13 protein-coding genes are annotated in these 13,789 nt (G+C 61.8%); 8 read left to right on the plus strand and 5 right to left on the minus strand.

Annotated features, from left to right (window positions below):
- Window positions 1–2: 2 nt before the first annotated feature.
- From MHM97_RS04900 to MHM97_RS04910, 3 genes are all read right to left on the minus strand, one after another.
- Complete coding sequence (locus MHM97_RS04900; protein WP_239320170.1) at window positions 3–716, minus strand: ABC transporter ATP-binding protein; 714 nt, start codon at window positions 714–716, stop codon at window positions 3–5.
- Window positions 713–1,504: an ABC transporter ATP-binding protein gene (locus tag MHM97_RS04905; protein ID WP_239320172.1), complete on the minus strand. Its 792-nt coding sequence runs from the start codon at window positions 1,502–1,504 to the stop codon at window positions 713–715. Before MHM97_RS04905 ends, MHM97_RS04900 begins: the two co-directional genes overlap by 4 nt.
- 110 nt (window positions 1,505–1,614) lie before the next feature.
- Window positions 1,615–2,808: an ABC transporter substrate-binding protein gene (locus MHM97_RS04910; protein ID WP_239320175.1), complete on the minus strand. Its 1,194-nt coding sequence runs from the start codon at window positions 2,806–2,808 to the stop codon at window positions 1,615–1,617.
- 139 nt (window positions 2,809–2,947) lie between these two features.
- Here MHM97_RS04910 and MHM97_RS04915 point away from each other — a divergent pair, with 139 nt between their 5' ends.
- The gene (locus MHM97_RS04915) at window positions 2,948–4,054 is read left to right on the plus strand and encodes a PQQ-dependent sugar dehydrogenase (RefSeq protein ID WP_239320177.1); all 1,107 of its coding nucleotides are present in this window, start codon (window positions 2,948–2,950) and stop codon (window positions 4,052–4,054) included.
- A gap of 3 nt (window positions 4,055–4,057) precedes the next feature.
- Here the strand turns inward: MHM97_RS04915 and MHM97_RS04920 are convergent, their stop codons facing one another.
- Window positions 4,058–5,062, minus strand: a complete 1,005-nt coding sequence (locus tag MHM97_RS04920; protein ID WP_239320179.1) for a GlxA family transcriptional regulator — start codon at window positions 5,060–5,062, stop codon at window positions 4,058–4,060.
- A gap of 200 nt (window positions 5,063–5,262) precedes the next feature.
- Here MHM97_RS04920 and MHM97_RS04925 point away from each other — a divergent pair, with 200 nt between their 5' ends.
- Complete coding sequence (locus tag MHM97_RS04925) at window positions 5,263–6,633, plus strand: class II 3-deoxy-7-phosphoheptulonate synthase (protein WP_239320181.1); 1,371 nt, start codon at window positions 5,263–5,265, stop codon at window positions 6,631–6,633.
- A gap of 215 nt (window positions 6,634–6,848) precedes the next feature.
- On the opposite strand, the gene MHM97_RS04930 is transcribed toward MHM97_RS04925, so the two are convergent.
- Complete coding sequence (locus tag MHM97_RS04930) at window positions 6,849–7,799, minus strand: PAS domain-containing protein (protein ID WP_239320183.1); 951 nt, start codon at window positions 7,797–7,799, stop codon at window positions 6,849–6,851.
- Window positions 7,800–8,041: 242 nt separating this feature from the next.
- Between MHM97_RS04930 and MHM97_RS04935 the strand changes: the two genes are divergently transcribed.
- The 6 genes from MHM97_RS04935 to MHM97_RS04960 all read left to right on the plus strand — a co-directional run bounded on the left by MHM97_RS04935 (window position 8,042) and on the right by MHM97_RS04960 (window position 13,700).
- Complete coding sequence (locus tag MHM97_RS04935; RefSeq protein WP_239320184.1) at window positions 8,042–8,938, plus strand: YicC/YloC family endoribonuclease; 897 nt, start codon at window positions 8,042–8,044, stop codon at window positions 8,936–8,938.
- A gap of 16 nt (window positions 8,939–8,954) precedes the next feature.
- Window positions 8,955–9,608, plus strand: coding sequence for a guanylate kinase (gene gmk, locus MHM97_RS04940; RefSeq protein ID WP_239320185.1), 654 nt, complete (start codon window positions 8,955–8,957; stop codon window positions 9,606–9,608).
- Entirely contained in the window at window positions 9,605–10,126 is a 522-nt protein-coding gene (locus tag MHM97_RS04945; RefSeq protein ID WP_239320187.1) for a gamma carbonic anhydrase family protein, read from the plus strand. The genes gmk and MHM97_RS04945 overlap by 4 nt, the downstream gene beginning before the upstream one ends.
- Before the next feature lie 26 nt (window positions 10,127–10,152).
- The gene (locus MHM97_RS04950) at window positions 10,153–11,310 is read left to right on the plus strand and encodes a trans-sulfuration enzyme family protein (protein ID WP_255729369.1); all 1,158 of its coding nucleotides are present in this window, start codon (window positions 10,153–10,155) and stop codon (window positions 11,308–11,310) included.
- A gap of 53 nt (window positions 11,311–11,363) precedes the next feature.
- On the plus strand, window positions 11,364–12,404 hold the full coding sequence (locus MHM97_RS04955; RefSeq protein WP_239320192.1) for a sensor histidine kinase: 1,041 nt from the start codon (window positions 11,364–11,366) through the stop codon (window positions 12,402–12,404).
- 255 nt (window positions 12,405–12,659) lie between these two features.
- Entirely contained in the window at window positions 12,660–13,700 is a 1,041-nt protein-coding gene (locus MHM97_RS04960) for a substrate-binding domain-containing protein (protein ID WP_239320195.1), read from the plus strand.
- Window positions 13,701–13,789: the final 89 nt, after the last annotated feature.

Raw genomic sequence — 13,789 nt, forward strand, 5'->3', positions numbered from 1 at the left:
TCTTAGCCTCCCAGAAACGATTGGCGCACTTCGTCATCGGCAAGCAGCTCCTTGCCGGTGCCGGTATGTGCATTGCGGCCCTGAACCAGGACATAGCCTTTGTCCGCGATTTCAAGCGCTTGCTTGGCGTTCTGCTCCACCATCAGGATCGGCAGCCCGGTGCGGGCCACCTCGATGATGCGGTCGAACAGCTCGTCCATGACGATGGGCGAGACGCCCGCAGTGGGCTCATCCAGCATCAGCACCTTGGGCTTGGTCATCAGCGCGCGGCCCACGGCCACCTGCTGACGTTGCCCGCCCGACAGCTCTCCGGCGGCCTGAAACCGCTTTTCCTTCAGGATCGGGAACAGGTGATAGACCTGCTCCATCGTGTCGGAGAAGTCATCGGTGCGGATGAAGGCCCCCATCTCGAGGTTCTCCTCCACCGTCATCGAGGTGAAGATATTGCTGGTCTGCGGCACAAAGCCCATGCCCTTGACCACCCGGTCCTGCGGGCTGAGGCTGGTGATGTCTTCGCCCCCCAGACGAACCGCACCGGAGCGCACGCTCAGCATTCCGAACACGGCCTTCATGGCGGTGGATTTACCGGCGCCATTGGGGCCGACAATCACGGCGATTTCGCCGGGGTTCACGGCGATGGTGCAGTCATGCAGGATGTCCGGCCCTTTGCCGTAACCCCCCGTCATGCTGTCACCAATCAGAAAGGGTTCGCTCATGCGTCCGCCCCTTGCAATTTGTCTTTGTTTTTTAGACCGGTCCCCAAGTATGCTTCGATCACATGCTCATTGGCCTTGATCTCGTCCAGGGTGCCTTCGGCCAGTTTCTTGCCCTCGGCCATGACGATCACCGGGTCACAGAGGCGGCCGATGAATTCCATGTCATGTTCGATCACCACAAAGGTGTAGCCGCGTTCCTCGTTGAGGCGCTTGATGGCGTCGGCGATGGTATAAAGCAGCGTCCGGTTCACGCCCGCGCCCACCTCGTCGAGGAACACGATCTTGGCGTCGACCATCATGGTACGGCCCAGCTCCAGAAGCTTTTTCTGACCGCCCGAGATTTCGCCCGCCTTCAGGTCCGCGATATGGCCGATGGTGAGGAACTCCAGCACCTCATCCGCCTTGGCGCGCAGGGCGCGTTCCTCTTCGGCGATGCGCTTGCGCCCGAACCAGGTGTTCCAAAGCGTCTCTCCCGATTGATTGCCCGGAACCATCATCAGGTTCTCGCGGCAGGTCATCGAGGAGAACTCATGCGCGATCTGGAAGGTGCGCAGCAATCCCTTGTGGAACAGCTCATGCGGTGGCAGGCCCGTGATGTCCTCACCATCCATCAGGACGCGGCCTGACGTTGGTGGAAGAACACCCGCCACAACGTTGAAAAGAGTGGTTTTTCCCGCACCGTTTGGCCCGATCAAACCGGTAATGGAGCCCTTGGCGATTTCCAGCGAAGCGCCGTCCACCGCGTGGAACCCGCCGAAGTGCTTGTGCAAATCCTCGACGACGATCATGTCATTTCATCCCCTGCCGCGTGTTTTTGCGGCCCCTTTTAATTTGGAACAGCCCGGGGCGCTTGCGGCTCCCGGGCTGATCAGATGTCGATGTCAGTTCGTGAAACGGATCAGCGGAACTTTACCGTCACGTTCTTGCCGTCCTGAACTTCGATCTCGCGGTAGGAGCCTGCGCTCTCGCCCGGTCCGATCAGTTCAACGCCGGTGGCGCCCTCATAATCGATGTCACCGCCATTGGCGAGGATTTCGAGCGCCTTGCCCAGATCGCCGGGGTTGATCTTTTCACCGGGGGCGTTGGCGACTTCCATCACCTTGGCGCCGTATTCAGCCGGATCAACGGATCCTGCCGCCTGCATCGCCAGCATGAAAAGTGCAGCCGCATCATAGCTTTCCGCGGAATAGGCGGAGGTGCCGTCAAAGCCCGCGTCAGAGGCCATCTTGGCGTAGATTTCCGCGCCTTCGCTGTCGGAGCCGGCGATCTGGCCGAAGGAGCCATCAAGGTCCGATCCAACGTTGGTGGGCAGCGAATCGCCGATCATGCCGCCGGGCAGGCCGAAGGTGTCAAAGGCGCCGGTGTCGAGCGCGCCCTGGATGATGCCCAGACCGCCCTGGTCGAGGTAACCGGCCACCACGAGGATGTCACCACCGGCCGAGGCCAGCGCCGCAACTTCGGCGGAATAGTCGCCCTTGCCGTCTTCATGCGCGGTCACGATGGTGACTTCGCCGCCAACTTCCTCAAAGGAGGACTGGATGGCATCGGCGAGACCCTTGCCGTAGTCGTTGTTGGTATAGGTTAGCGCGATGGAGTCGATGTCACGATCCTGCAGGATCGCTGCCATCACCTGACCTTCGCGCGCATCGGAGGGCGCGGTGCGGAAGAACAGGCCATTGTCCTCCATGGTGGACAGGCCCGGCGAGGTCGCGGAGGGCGAAATCAGCACCATGCCGTTTGGAATCGCGACGTTCTGAAGGATCGCGCCGGTCACGCCGGAGCAGTCGCCACCGATGATGCCATGCGCGCCGTCGGCCAGCAGTTTTTCGCCATTGGCGGTGGCCAGACCGTTGTCGATACAACCGGTGTCGGCACGCATCGGGGTCACCTTGGCAGCATCCAGCAGCTTGCCGGAGTCGGTCACCTCGGCCATGGCCAGTTCAGCGCCCGCGCCCATGGCCGGAGCCAGGGATTCAATCGGACCGGTAAAGCCCAGCAGGACGCCCAGTTTGACTTCCTTCGCGTGGCCATCTGCAAACGCGGTGCCTGCGCTCAGCGCAATGGCCGCAGACGCGGTCAGCAGTTTTTTCATTTGAAAACTCCCTTGTTGGAACAATGTTGTTCGTCAGGAACCCTATGCAAGCCCCGCGGGAAAGGGAAGAGTGTTCAGCATTGCTTTTTGTGACTCGGCGATGTGGGCGCTAACACCCCTCCCCAAAAGGAGAAAGCCGATGATATACCGCCTCGCCCTGATCTTCTGCCTCAGCCTCGGCTCCGCCCTTGCGACCCCGCCGAAGGCCGCGGCGATGGACAGCAACCAGGGGCAACTGACCGTGGAAAAGATGGTCGACGGGCTGGATGTGCCCTGGGGGTTCACGTTCCTGGATGATGACGCGCTGCTGGTGACCGAACGGGACGGTCGCCTGTGGTACGTGAAAGAGGGCCGCAAACAGACGGTAAGCGGAGTGCCGACGGTCGCTGCCGACGGGCAGGGTGGCTTGCTCGATGTGGTGGCGGCGCGGGATTTCGACCAAAGCCGTCGGATCTATCTCACCTATGCAAAACCCCAGGGCAGAGGCGCCGGCACCGCGGTTGCCCGGGCGACATTGTCGCCGGACAATCGCCAGCTCACAGATGTTGCGGTCATTTTCGAAGCAAAACCCGGCGCACGCGGCGGTCGACACTTTGGCGCGCGGCTGGTCGAAGCGCGCGATGGCAGCCTGTTTGTCTCGCTCGGCGAACGCGGCGACCGACCCAGTGCGCAGGACCTGGGCCGCGAGCAGGGCTCGGTGATCCGCATCCTGCCGGATGGCCGCATCCCGGGCGACAACCCCTTTGTCGGCGTGCAGAACGCGCGCCCCGCGATCTGGTCCTACGGCCACCGCAACCCGCAGGGGCTGGCCATGGACGCACAGGGGCGGCTGTGGGGCGTGGAGCATGGCGCCAAGGGCGGTGACGAGGTCAACCTGATCGAGAAGGGCACCAACTACGGCTGGCCGGTGATCTCTTATGGAACGCATTACTCCGGGCGCAAGATCGGCGAGGGCACCCAGACCCCGGGCATGGCACAGCCCGAATGGTACTGGGATCCCTCGATCGCGCCGTCCGGCCTGATGATCTACTCCGGGAAACTCTGGCCAGAATGGCAAGGTGACCTGTTCGTCGGATCCTTGAAGTTTGACTATATATCAAGACTGTCCGGCACGCCGTTAAAGGAGGTCGAACGGCTGAAGTCGCCACAGACGGGGCGGGTCCGGGACCTGCGGGAGGCCCCGGACGGCAGCATCTGGTTTGCATCGGAATATGACGGCGCGCTGTACCGGCTGCGCCCGCAGTGATCGTCAGGTGATCTGCCGCGCACCTTTGCTGCCACGCTCGCGATAGGGCGTGGTGTCATAATGCGCGCGGTAGCATTTGGAGAAATGCGACGGCGAGGCAAAGCCGCAGGCCAGTGCCACGTTGATCACGCTCATGTCGGTCTGCATCAGCAGGTTGCGCGCCTTCTGGAGACGCAGTTCCATGTAGTACCGCTTGGGGCTGCGGTTCAGGTAGCGGCGGAACAGCCGCTCTAGCTGGCGGGTCGACATGCCGACATCCTCCGCCAGGATCGACGGGCTGATCGGTTCCTCGATGTTCTTTTCCATCATCTGGATCACCATCGACAGTTTCGGATGGCGCACCCCGATCCGCGTCGGGATCGACAGACGCTGGGTGTCCTGATCGGTGCGGATGGAGGAATAGATCAGCTGATCCGCCACCATATTGGCCAGCTCCTCGCCATGATCCTCGGCGATGATCTTCAGCATCAGGTCGATCGAGGAGGTGCCGCCGGCAGTGGACATGCGATTGCCGTCGATGACAAAGACCGATTTGGTCAGATCGACCTCTTCGAACTCTTCGGCAAAACTGTCGGAATTCTCCCAGTGGATGGTGGCGCGCTTGCCGTCCAGCAACCCGGCCTTTGCCAACGTGTAGGATGCGGTGCAGAGCCCGCCAATGGTCAGACCCTTGCGCGATTCCCGCCGCAGCCAGGACAATACGCGTTTGGTCGTAGCTTTCTGCACCTCGATCCCACCGCAGAGCATGATGGTGTCATCGCGCTGCAATTCATTGAGATCGCTGTCCACCTGGAACACGGTCCCGGCGGAGCAGGTCACCGTCTCGCCGCCCTCACCAAGAAGCCGCCAGGAATAGAGTTCCTGACCGGCCATGCGATTGGCGATCCGCAGCGATTCCATCGCGGCGGAGAAACACAGAAGCGTGAACTGGTCCAACAGGACAAACGTAAACCGGCGGTGTTTGCCACCCGAGGTCAGCTCAGGGAGCGTCTCTGGTTTTGTTTGCATGGCTCGGGTCCTTACAAATCGGGTCTTTTCGACAGGTGCTGGGAAAGCCGCGCGACGCAGCGTCGCGAATTCAAAAACCCTGCTCACAGGATAGCAGCCGGGTCAAGATGTTGAAATTCTAAACTGGCCACTGTTAGCGCTCTTCTGTATACGCTTCTTTCGTAATACCGGGTTCCAAAGTCATTTTCGGAGTATAGGCCATGAGCAATTGGCAAAAAACGAACTGGCGCAGCAAACCGCGGGTCCAGATGCCGGAGTATACGGATCAGGATGCGCTGCATGCCGTCGAAGCGCAGCTGGGGAAATATCCGCCGCTGGTTTTTGCCGGCGAAGCGCGCCGTCTGAAAGCCCAGTTGGGCGCCGCCGGTCGTGGTGAGGCCTTTCTCCTGCAAGGGGGCGATTGCGCCGAAAGCTTTGAGCAATTCAGCGCCGACGGCATCCGCGACACCTTCAAGGTGATGCTCCAGATGGCAATGGTGCTGACCTATGGTGCCAAGGTCCCGGTGGTCAAAGTGGGGCGCATGGCCGGTCAATTCGCCAAACCGCGCTCCGCGCCGACCGAGACTGTGGATGGCGTCGAACTGCCCAGCTATCGCGGTGACATCATCAACGAGCTGGCGTTCACGCCCGACGCCCGGATTCCCGACCCCAAGAAAATGCTTCAGGCCTATACCCAGGCAGCGGCAACCCTGAACCTGATCCGGGCCTTCTCGACCGGTGGTTACGCCGATGTGCATCAGGTCCACGCCTGGACCCTGGGTTTTACCGAAGGTGAAAAGGCCGAGGCCTATCGTGACATGGCCAACCGGATCACCGATACGCTCGACTTCATGAAAGCGGCGGGCGTCACCAAGGACACCGCGCATACCCTGCAAACGGTGGAATTCTACACCAGCCACGAGGGGCTGCTGCTGGAATACGAAGAGGCGCTGACGCGGATGGATTCGACCTCCGGCAAATGGCTCGCCGGGTCGGGTCACATGATCTGGATCGGCGACCGCACCCGCCAGCCGGATGGCGCGCATGTGGAGTTCTGCCGCGGGGTGCTGAACCCGATCGGCCTCAAGTGCGGCCCCACCACCACCGCCGAGGATCTCAAGGTCCTGATGCAGAAGCTCAATCCGGACAACGAAGAGGGCAAGCTGACCCTGATCGCACGTTTCGGCGCGGGCAAGGCGGGCGAACATCTGCCGCGTCTGGTCAAGGCGGTGAAGGAAGAGGGGGCCAATGTCACCTGGGTCTGTGACCCGATGCATGGCAACACCATCAAATCCGCCACCGGCTACAAGACCCGGCCGTTTGATTCGGTGCTGCGCGAGGTGCGCGACTTCTTTGGCGTGCATCAGGCCGAGGGCACGGTGCCCGGCGGTGTCCACTTCGAGATGACCGGCCAGGACGTGACCGAATGCACCGGTGGTGTACGTGATGTCACCGAGGAAGACCTCAGCGATCGTTACCACACCGCCTGTGATCCGCGCCTGAATGCGGATCAATCGCTGGAGCTGGCCTTCCTTGTGGCCGAGGAACTGTCGCGCCTGCGCGATCCGGGGGAGACCCGCGCGGTCATCTGACCCGACGCCCTCCGGTTTCCGGAGACATCTAACCTGAGACACGACGGCCCGCCTCATGTGCGGGCCGTTTTTCTGTGCTGCGCCCGGTTTCGCCGGAACGCGGCAAAAAAGAACGCCCGGGGCGTTCTGCGCCCGGGCGTCAATGCTTCAACGTCTATGTCCAGTAGGTTGAAACTTAAGCAACTTCGTCGATATTTCGACTAGAATTTTAACGATCAGTCCCGCGAAACCACAAGACGCAGGTGCGGCGCGTCTTTCTTGAGCTTGCCACCGCGTGGCGGGCGCGACACCAATTTCTCCGCATCGGTCGTCGAGACGGTTTCCAGCGTCGCAGGTCCCTTGCGGCCAGCGCCCTCCTGACCCATTGGGCGGGTGGCTTTCAGCACATCGCTGTTTTCGCGGCGCGCCCGATCCAGCAGAGAGCGCGCCTCTTCCATCAGGCTGGTGGATTTACGCTCAAATCCCGCGCGGGGTTCAGCAAACCCGTCGGTCTCCGACGGTGTCTTTGCCGACAGGTCGCGGCGCGGCAGATCTTCGAGCCCCGGTGCGGTGACGCGCGGCGTCGCCTTGAACGCGGGGCTGGCTGTCGCGGCGTCGGACTTGCCGATCTTGCGAATTTCGTAATCCTCGACCAGGAAGCGCTGCGAGACCCGGCTTGCCCCACCGTCAGAGACCAGAACGCCCAGCGCGCGGCTGACATCGCCCAGATCGCTGCGCAGGGGCAGCAGGATCATCCGTGCGGTACGGCTGCCGCGCAGGCGGGTCGCTTCGGTTTTCAGGTCGAATTCCAGGATCGACGGATCGTCGAACATATGTTCCAGCGCGGCGCTCAGGGTCTTGCGGGCATCGGCGGTGAAGAAGGCGGTCAGAGGCATGCCCCGCACTTCCATTCCGGCCAGTTCGTTGACCTTCTGCCCGGCCAGGCGAAAGCGGGCGATCCCCGGTGCGACGCGCTCCAGAATGAAAGTCTGGCTGAGGATGTTCTCCAGGCCACGCGGATCAACCTGCGAACGGCTGGGAATGTCATCGCCACGGCGCAGAGCAGTCCAATAGGCCTCGGCCTGACGCAGCGGCGACACGTTCGAGCGTGTGCGAAAGCGATCCATAGCTACCACCTTGTTCAACCCCGTCTTGTTGTCTGCGCCGTCTTGACCGCGAAAAATCATTTTCTTGTCCTCTGCATCCGGTTCCGACATCGAAACTTGGCAGGAGGCCCATGCCCAAGTGTTAACGCCGAAGTGGTTACCCTGGAGTTAACATGACACAATCTGACTAAAGTTTGGACCAATAGTTTAAGCAATGGTTAACACTTTGGTATAGGCAGCCTCTGCCTTGGCAGTGCCGCGCGATACGCCTGACCATTGACCCCGCCCTGTGCCCCTGTATGCAGGAAACAGGAGGGTCGCAGATGACATTGCATTCGATGACGGGATTTGCCTCCGGGCAGGGCGCAGAGGGCGCATATACATGGGTCTGGGAAATCAGATCGGTCAATGCCAAGGGGCTGGACGTGCGCGCACGGGTGCCGGATTGGCTGGAAGGTCTTGAAAACGAAATAAAAACCCGTGCCTCCAATAAACTAGGCCGGGGCAATGTGACCGTTGGTCTGCGCCTCAGCCGCGCCGAGGATGGCAAGGGGCAGATGCAGATCAACACGGCGGCGATGGAGACCATGCTGGCCGCCATTGCCGCGACGCAGGCGCAGGCCGCGCAGGTCGGATTGCAACTCGCGCCGGTGCGCGCCACCGATATCCTTCAGATGCGCGGCGTGCTGGAACAGGCCACCGCCGAGCAGGATTCCGAACAGCTGGTGCAGCGGCTCCTATCCGAATTCGACTCACTTCTGGCCGACTTTGTTAACATGCGCGCAGCCGAGGGCGCCGCTTTGCTGGCTGTGTTGACGAGTCAGATCGACCGGATCGACGCCTTGCGCGCGGAGGCCGCCCAGCGCGCCGATGACCGTCAGGCGCAGATCGCAGAGACGCTCAAGAGCAATCTTGCCCGTGTCCTGTCCAACAGCGAGGGCGCAGACCCTGATCGCGTCGCGCAGGAACTGGCGCTGATCGCGGTGAAGGCCGACGTCACCGAAGAGCTCGACCGGCTCGCGGCGCATGTGGCGGCCGCGCGCAAACTGATCGGGCAGGGCGGTCCGGTGGGGCGCAAGCTCGACTTTCTGATGCAGGAATTCAACCGCGAGGCCAACACGCTCTGTTCAAAGGCGCAGAACGCGGCCTTGACCGAGGTGGGATTGGAACTCAAAACCGTGATCGACCAGATGCGCGAGCAGGTTCAAAACATAGAATAAGGAGAGCACCCTCATTATGGTACACTCAAAAGCACAGCGACGGGGCCTTCTCATTATCCTGTCTTCCCCCTCCGGTGCCGGGAAATCAACACTGGCCAAGCGGCTGCGGGCCTGGGACAGCGACATCAGCTTTTCGGTGTCGGCCACCACACGGCAGCCGCGCCCGGGTGAGGTCGACGGGCAGGATTATCACTTTGTCTCGGTGGAGTCGTTTAAACATGACGTGGCCGATGGCGAGATGCTGGAACATGCCCACGTGTTCGGCAATTTCTACGGTTCCCCCAAGGGGCCGGTGCAGAAGGCCATCAATGAAGGCCGCGATGTGCTGTTCGACATTGACTGGCAGGGCGCGCAGCAGATCACCAATTCGGATCTCGGCAAACACACGCTGTCGATCTTCCTGTTGCCGCCCTCCATCACCGAGCTGCGCCGCCGCCTGGAAAGCCGGGGACAGGATGACGCTGAGACCATCCAGCGCCGCATGCAAAAGAGCTGGGACGAGATCTCGCACTGGGGCTCTTATGATCATGTGCTGATCAACGAGGACCTTGATGAGACCGAAGAGGCACTGAAGACGATCATCACGGCCACCCGCCTGCGCCGCATTCAACAGCCTGCACTGATCGAACATGCCCGCACCCTGCAACAGGAATTTGAGGATCTGTCATGAGCATCTATGCGCTTGGCGAACACCACCCACAAATCCACGCCGATACATGGGTGGCCCCGGATGCCAATCTGATTGGCAAGGTGGTGCTGGAAGAGGGGGCCTCGATCTGGTTTGGCGTCACCATCCGCGCCGATCACGAGGAAATCCGCATCGGGCGGGGCTCCAACGTGCAGGAAAACGTGGTCATGCATATCGACGCAGGCTATCCGCTGACCATCGGCGAAAACTGCACCATCGGCCATAAGGTCATGCTGCATGGTTGCACCATCGGCGAGAACTCCCTGATCGGGATGGGGGCGACCATCCTCAACGGCGCCAAGATCGGTAAGAACTGTCTGATCGGGGCGGGCGCGCTGATTACGGAGAACAAGGAAATTCCTGATAATTCTCTGGTCATGGGCGCACCGGGCAAGGTGGTGCGCGAGGTCGATGCCGAACTCGCCGCAAAGCTGACCGCCAGCGCCGTGCACTATCAGGAAAACATGCGCCGTTTCAAAGCGGAGCTGAAGGAGATTTGACCGTGAAGAATTCCCGCCCCTCCGTCATGCGCCCGCATGGTCTGCCCGACAGTGCCAGCCATCCTGTTGTGACTCCGCTCAGCCCCTCGGTGGTCTATGCCTCCGAAACCCCGGATGCGCTGGACGATCAATATGAGGGCCGCGTGCATGGCTATACCTATTCCCGTGAGGGGCATCCCAACGCCGATGTAATTGCGCGTCGGCTTGATGACATGGAGGGCGCAACCGGAGGCGTTGTGACTGGCTCCGGCATGGCGGCAGTCTCCGCCGTGCTCATGGGGCTGTTGCAGACAGGTGATCATGTCATCGGTGGCGATCAGCTCTATGGGCGTTCGCTGCGGCTGATGAAGGAAGATTTGCCGCGTCTTGGTATCAACACGTCTCTGGCCAATCCCGGCGACGTCGACGCAATCCGCGCCGCGATCCGCCCCGAGACCAAGCTCATTCTGGTGGAGGCGGTGTCGAACCCAACGCTTGCGGTGGCCGACATCGACGGGATCGCCGCGCTGTGCCGGGAGCACGGCATCCTGCTGGCGGTGGACAACACCTTTACCACGCCCCGCGCGTTCAAACCGTTTGAGCATGGCGCGGATATTGTCATCCACTCCGTCACCAAACTGCTCGCGGGCCACTCCGACGTGATGCTGGGCTATGTGGTGGCCAAGGACCCCGCGCTCAATGATCGGATGCGGGTGTTCTCCGTCACCACCGGCATGACGCCGAGCCCGTTTGATTGCTGGTTGGCGGAGCGGGGGCTGTTGTCCTTTGATCTGCGCTTTGACCGCGCCGAGGCCACGGCAGCGCGTCTGGCGGATCATATTGCAGGGTTGCCGGGGGTGAAGCGCGTCATTTACCCGACGCGCCAGGACCACCCGGACCATGCCCGCGCGCAGGCGCTGCTCAAGGGCAGGGGCTGCAATATGGTGAGCTTTGAGCTGAATGGCGGTCGTGAGGCGGCCAACGCGTTCACCCGCGGGGCCGAAGGGCTATCCTTCGCGCCAACCCTCGGGGATGTGGGCACCACGCTCTCGCACCCGGCCTCCTCGTCACACCGCGCCCTCACCCCGGAAAATCGCGCAGCACTTGGCCTGCACGAGGGGTTCTTTCGCGTGTCGGTCGGGCTGGAAGACCCGGACACGCTCTGCGCGATCTTTGAGGCCGCAATCAACTCTGCCATGTCATAGTTACATTCAAACCCTAAGAAGGCCGTCACGACGCAAGGATGAGGCAAAAAATCATGTCGCAAGAGCTGATCGACGGGCTGCTGGCCGCGTTTCCGATGCCTGCCGTTCTGATCGATCAGACCGAGCGTTTGATCGCGGCCAATGTCGAAGGCGCAACCCTGCTTGGCCCGCAGGTGATCGGGCGCCATTTTGCCACCATCCTGCGGCAACCCAATGTGACCTCGGCGATCGAGTCCTGCTTGCTTGATCGCCAGCCACGCACCGCGCGCCACCTGTCCAATGACGGCGCGCAGGACACCACCTTTGAGGTCACCCTGCGCTATGTCCCGGGGGTGGGCGCGGTCAAGGGCGGCGCGGTGCTGTTGTGTTTCGACGACATCACCGACCGGGAGCAGGCCAGTCAGATGCGACGCGATTTTGTCGCCAACGTCAGCCATGAGCTGCGCACGCCGCTGACGGCGCTGATGGGGTTCATCGAGACCCTGCGCGGGGCCGCACGGGACGATGCCGATGCACGCGACCGGTTTCTCAATATCATGGAGGGCGAAGCCAGCCGGATGAATCGCCTGGTGGGGGACCTGCTGTCGCTGAACCGGGTGGAAAGCGAGGAACGCGTCCGCCCGAAAGAGCGGATCGATCTGGTCAGCTACCTGAACTCCACCATCAAATCGCTTGGCCCGCTGGCGGAATCCGGCGGCACCGCACTGACGCTTGATGCGCCGGATGCGCCGGTGGAAATCCCCGCCGATCCCGATCAGATCCAGCAGGTGTTCACCAACCTGATCGAGAATGCGCTGAAATACGGGGGCGAGACGGTCACCGTCTCCCTGAGCGCGCTGGACCGCGATCCGGCCCTGCGTTGCCCGGCCGTGCGGGTGCAGGTGACGGATGATGGCCCCGGCATCGATCCGGTGCATCTGCCGCGCCTCACCGAACGGTTCTATCGCGCCGACAACCACCGGTCGCGGGAGCTGGGCGGCACCGGCCTCGGGCTGGCGATCGTCAAGCATATCATCAACCGCCACCGGGGACGGCTGCGGGTGGAAAGCGACCTCGGCAAGGGCGCAACCTTCACGGTGATCCTGCCGCGATAAGCGCTGCGCGACCCGAAAACCTGCATTCTGTGACAACATGTTAACGGCCGGCACCTGCGGAAACCCCGCGCGTGCCGGCCGTAGGCCATGTAAAACAGCGCGCTTTGCGAACTGTTTCAGTTTTTTTCTCTTCCGGGCGCCGGTTGTCATACAGCTGTTACACAGCTGTCACAAAAGCCACACCTGCGCCTTCTAGGAGGGGCGCAAGATCATCTTGGGGGTGATCGTAAACTTCTTAAACTCATGGAGACGTAAATGTCCTTTGTGAAACTGACCGCATCGACCCTGGCCATCGCCGCCGTGTCGGCCACCGCAGCTGCTGCTCGTGACCAGGTGCAGATCGCTGGCTCCTCCACCGTTCTGCCTTACGCGTCGATCGTGGCGGAAGTGTTCGGCGAGAACACCGACTTCCCGACCCCGGTCGTGGAATCCGGCGGTTCCTCCGCTGGCCTGAAGCGCTTCTGCGAAGGCGTTGGCGAAAACACCATCGACGTTGCAAACGCATCCCGCAAGATCCGCGAAAAAGAGATCAAGGCCTGTGCCGACAACGGCGTGACCGACATCATCGAAGTGCGCATCGGCTATGACGGCATCGTGTTTGCCTCCCAGCAGTCCGGTCCCGACTTCGCCGCGTTTGAACCGGCCGACATCTACAACGCCATCGGCGCAACCGTCGTGAAAGACGGCGAGCTGGTCGCCAACCCGCACCAGAACTGGTCCGAGTTCAACAGCGATCTGCCCGATGCGGAAATCGCCATGTTCATCCCCGGCACCAAGCACGGCACCCGCGAAGTCTTCGAAGAAAAAGTCCTGCTGCAGGGCTGTGAAGACACCGGCGCCGTTGCCGCCATGGAAGAAAAAGGCATGGACGAAGACGCCATCGAAGACGCGTGCTTCGACGTGCGTCAGGACGGCAAGTCCGTGGACATCGACGGTGACTACACCGAGACCCTGGCGCGTATCGACGCCAACACCAACGGCATCGGCGTGTTCGGCCTGGCGTTCTACGAGAACAACACCGACAAGCTGAAAGTGGCGACCATGTCCGGCGTGACCCCGTCCACCGAGACCATCTCCACCGGCGAATACCCCGTGTCCCGCCCGCTGTTCTTCTACGTGAAGAAAGCCCACATCGGCGTGATCCCGGGCCTGCAGGAATACGCACAGTTCTTCGTGGCTGACGAGATCGCAGGCCCCTCCGGCCCGCTCGCCAACTACGGTCTGGTTTCGGATCCGGAACTGGCCAAAACCCAGGACGCCGTCGCCAACGCGACCACCATGGGCTCCGGCAGCTAAATCCGGCCCTAGGCCAAATGTTGGGGGCGGTGTCTAGCGCCGCCCCCATTCCCTTTCTGGACGTTTTACCGACAACATGACCTCGGGGG

Source organism: Epibacterium sp. Ofav1-8 (genome assembly GCF_022348185.1).
Lineage (GTDB): Bacteria > Pseudomonadota > Alphaproteobacteria > Rhodobacterales > Rhodobacteraceae > Epibacterium.

What these genes read in the sequence shown, in the direction of transcription:
- MHM97_RS04960 (WP_239320195.1), top strand. Translation starts at nt 12,660, where the DNA reads ATGTCCTTTGTGAAACTGACCGCATCGACCCTGGCCATCGCCGCCGTG.
- MHM97_RS04935 (WP_239320184.1), top strand. Translation starts at nt 8,042, where the DNA reads ATGACATTGCATTCGATGACGGGATTTGCCTCCGGGCAGGGCGCAGAG.
- MHM97_RS04905 (WP_239320172.1), bottom strand. Translation starts at nt 1,504, where the DNA reads ATGATCGTCGTCGAGGATTTGCACAAGCACTTCGGCGGGTTCCACGCG.
- MHM97_RS04910 (WP_239320175.1), bottom strand. Translation starts at nt 2,808, where the DNA reads ATGAAAAAACTGCTGACCGCGTCTGCGGCCATTGCGCTGAGCGCAGGC.
- MHM97_RS04955 (WP_239320192.1), top strand. Translation starts at nt 11,364, where the DNA reads ATGTCGCAAGAGCTGATCGACGGGCTGCTGGCCGCGTTTCCGATGCCT.
- MHM97_RS04920 (WP_239320179.1), bottom strand. Translation starts at nt 5,062, where the DNA reads ATGCAAACAAAACCAGAGACGCTCCCTGAGCTGACCTCGGGTGGCAAA.
- MHM97_RS04950 (WP_255729369.1), top strand. Translation starts at nt 10,153, where the DNA reads ATGCGCCCGCATGGTCTGCCCGACAGTGCCAGCCATCCTGTTGTGACT.
- MHM97_RS04900 (WP_239320170.1), bottom strand. Translation starts at nt 716, where the DNA reads ATGAGCGAACCCTTTCTGATTGGTGACAGCATGACGGGGGGTTACGGC.
- MHM97_RS04945 (WP_239320187.1), top strand. Translation starts at nt 9,605, where the DNA reads ATGAGCATCTATGCGCTTGGCGAACACCACCCACAAATCCACGCCGAT.
- gmk (WP_239320185.1), top strand. Translation starts at nt 8,955, where the DNA reads ATGGTACACTCAAAAGCACAGCGACGGGGCCTTCTCATTATCCTGTCT.
- MHM97_RS04915 (WP_239320177.1), top strand. Translation starts at nt 2,948, where the DNA reads ATGATATACCGCCTCGCCCTGATCTTCTGCCTCAGCCTCGGCTCCGCC.
- MHM97_RS04930 (WP_239320183.1), bottom strand. Translation starts at nt 7,799, where the DNA reads ATGATTTTTCGCGGTCAAGACGGCGCAGACAACAAGACGGGGTTGAAC.
- MHM97_RS04925 (WP_239320181.1), top strand. Translation starts at nt 5,263, where the DNA reads ATGAGCAATTGGCAAAAAACGAACTGGCGCAGCAAACCGCGGGTCCAG.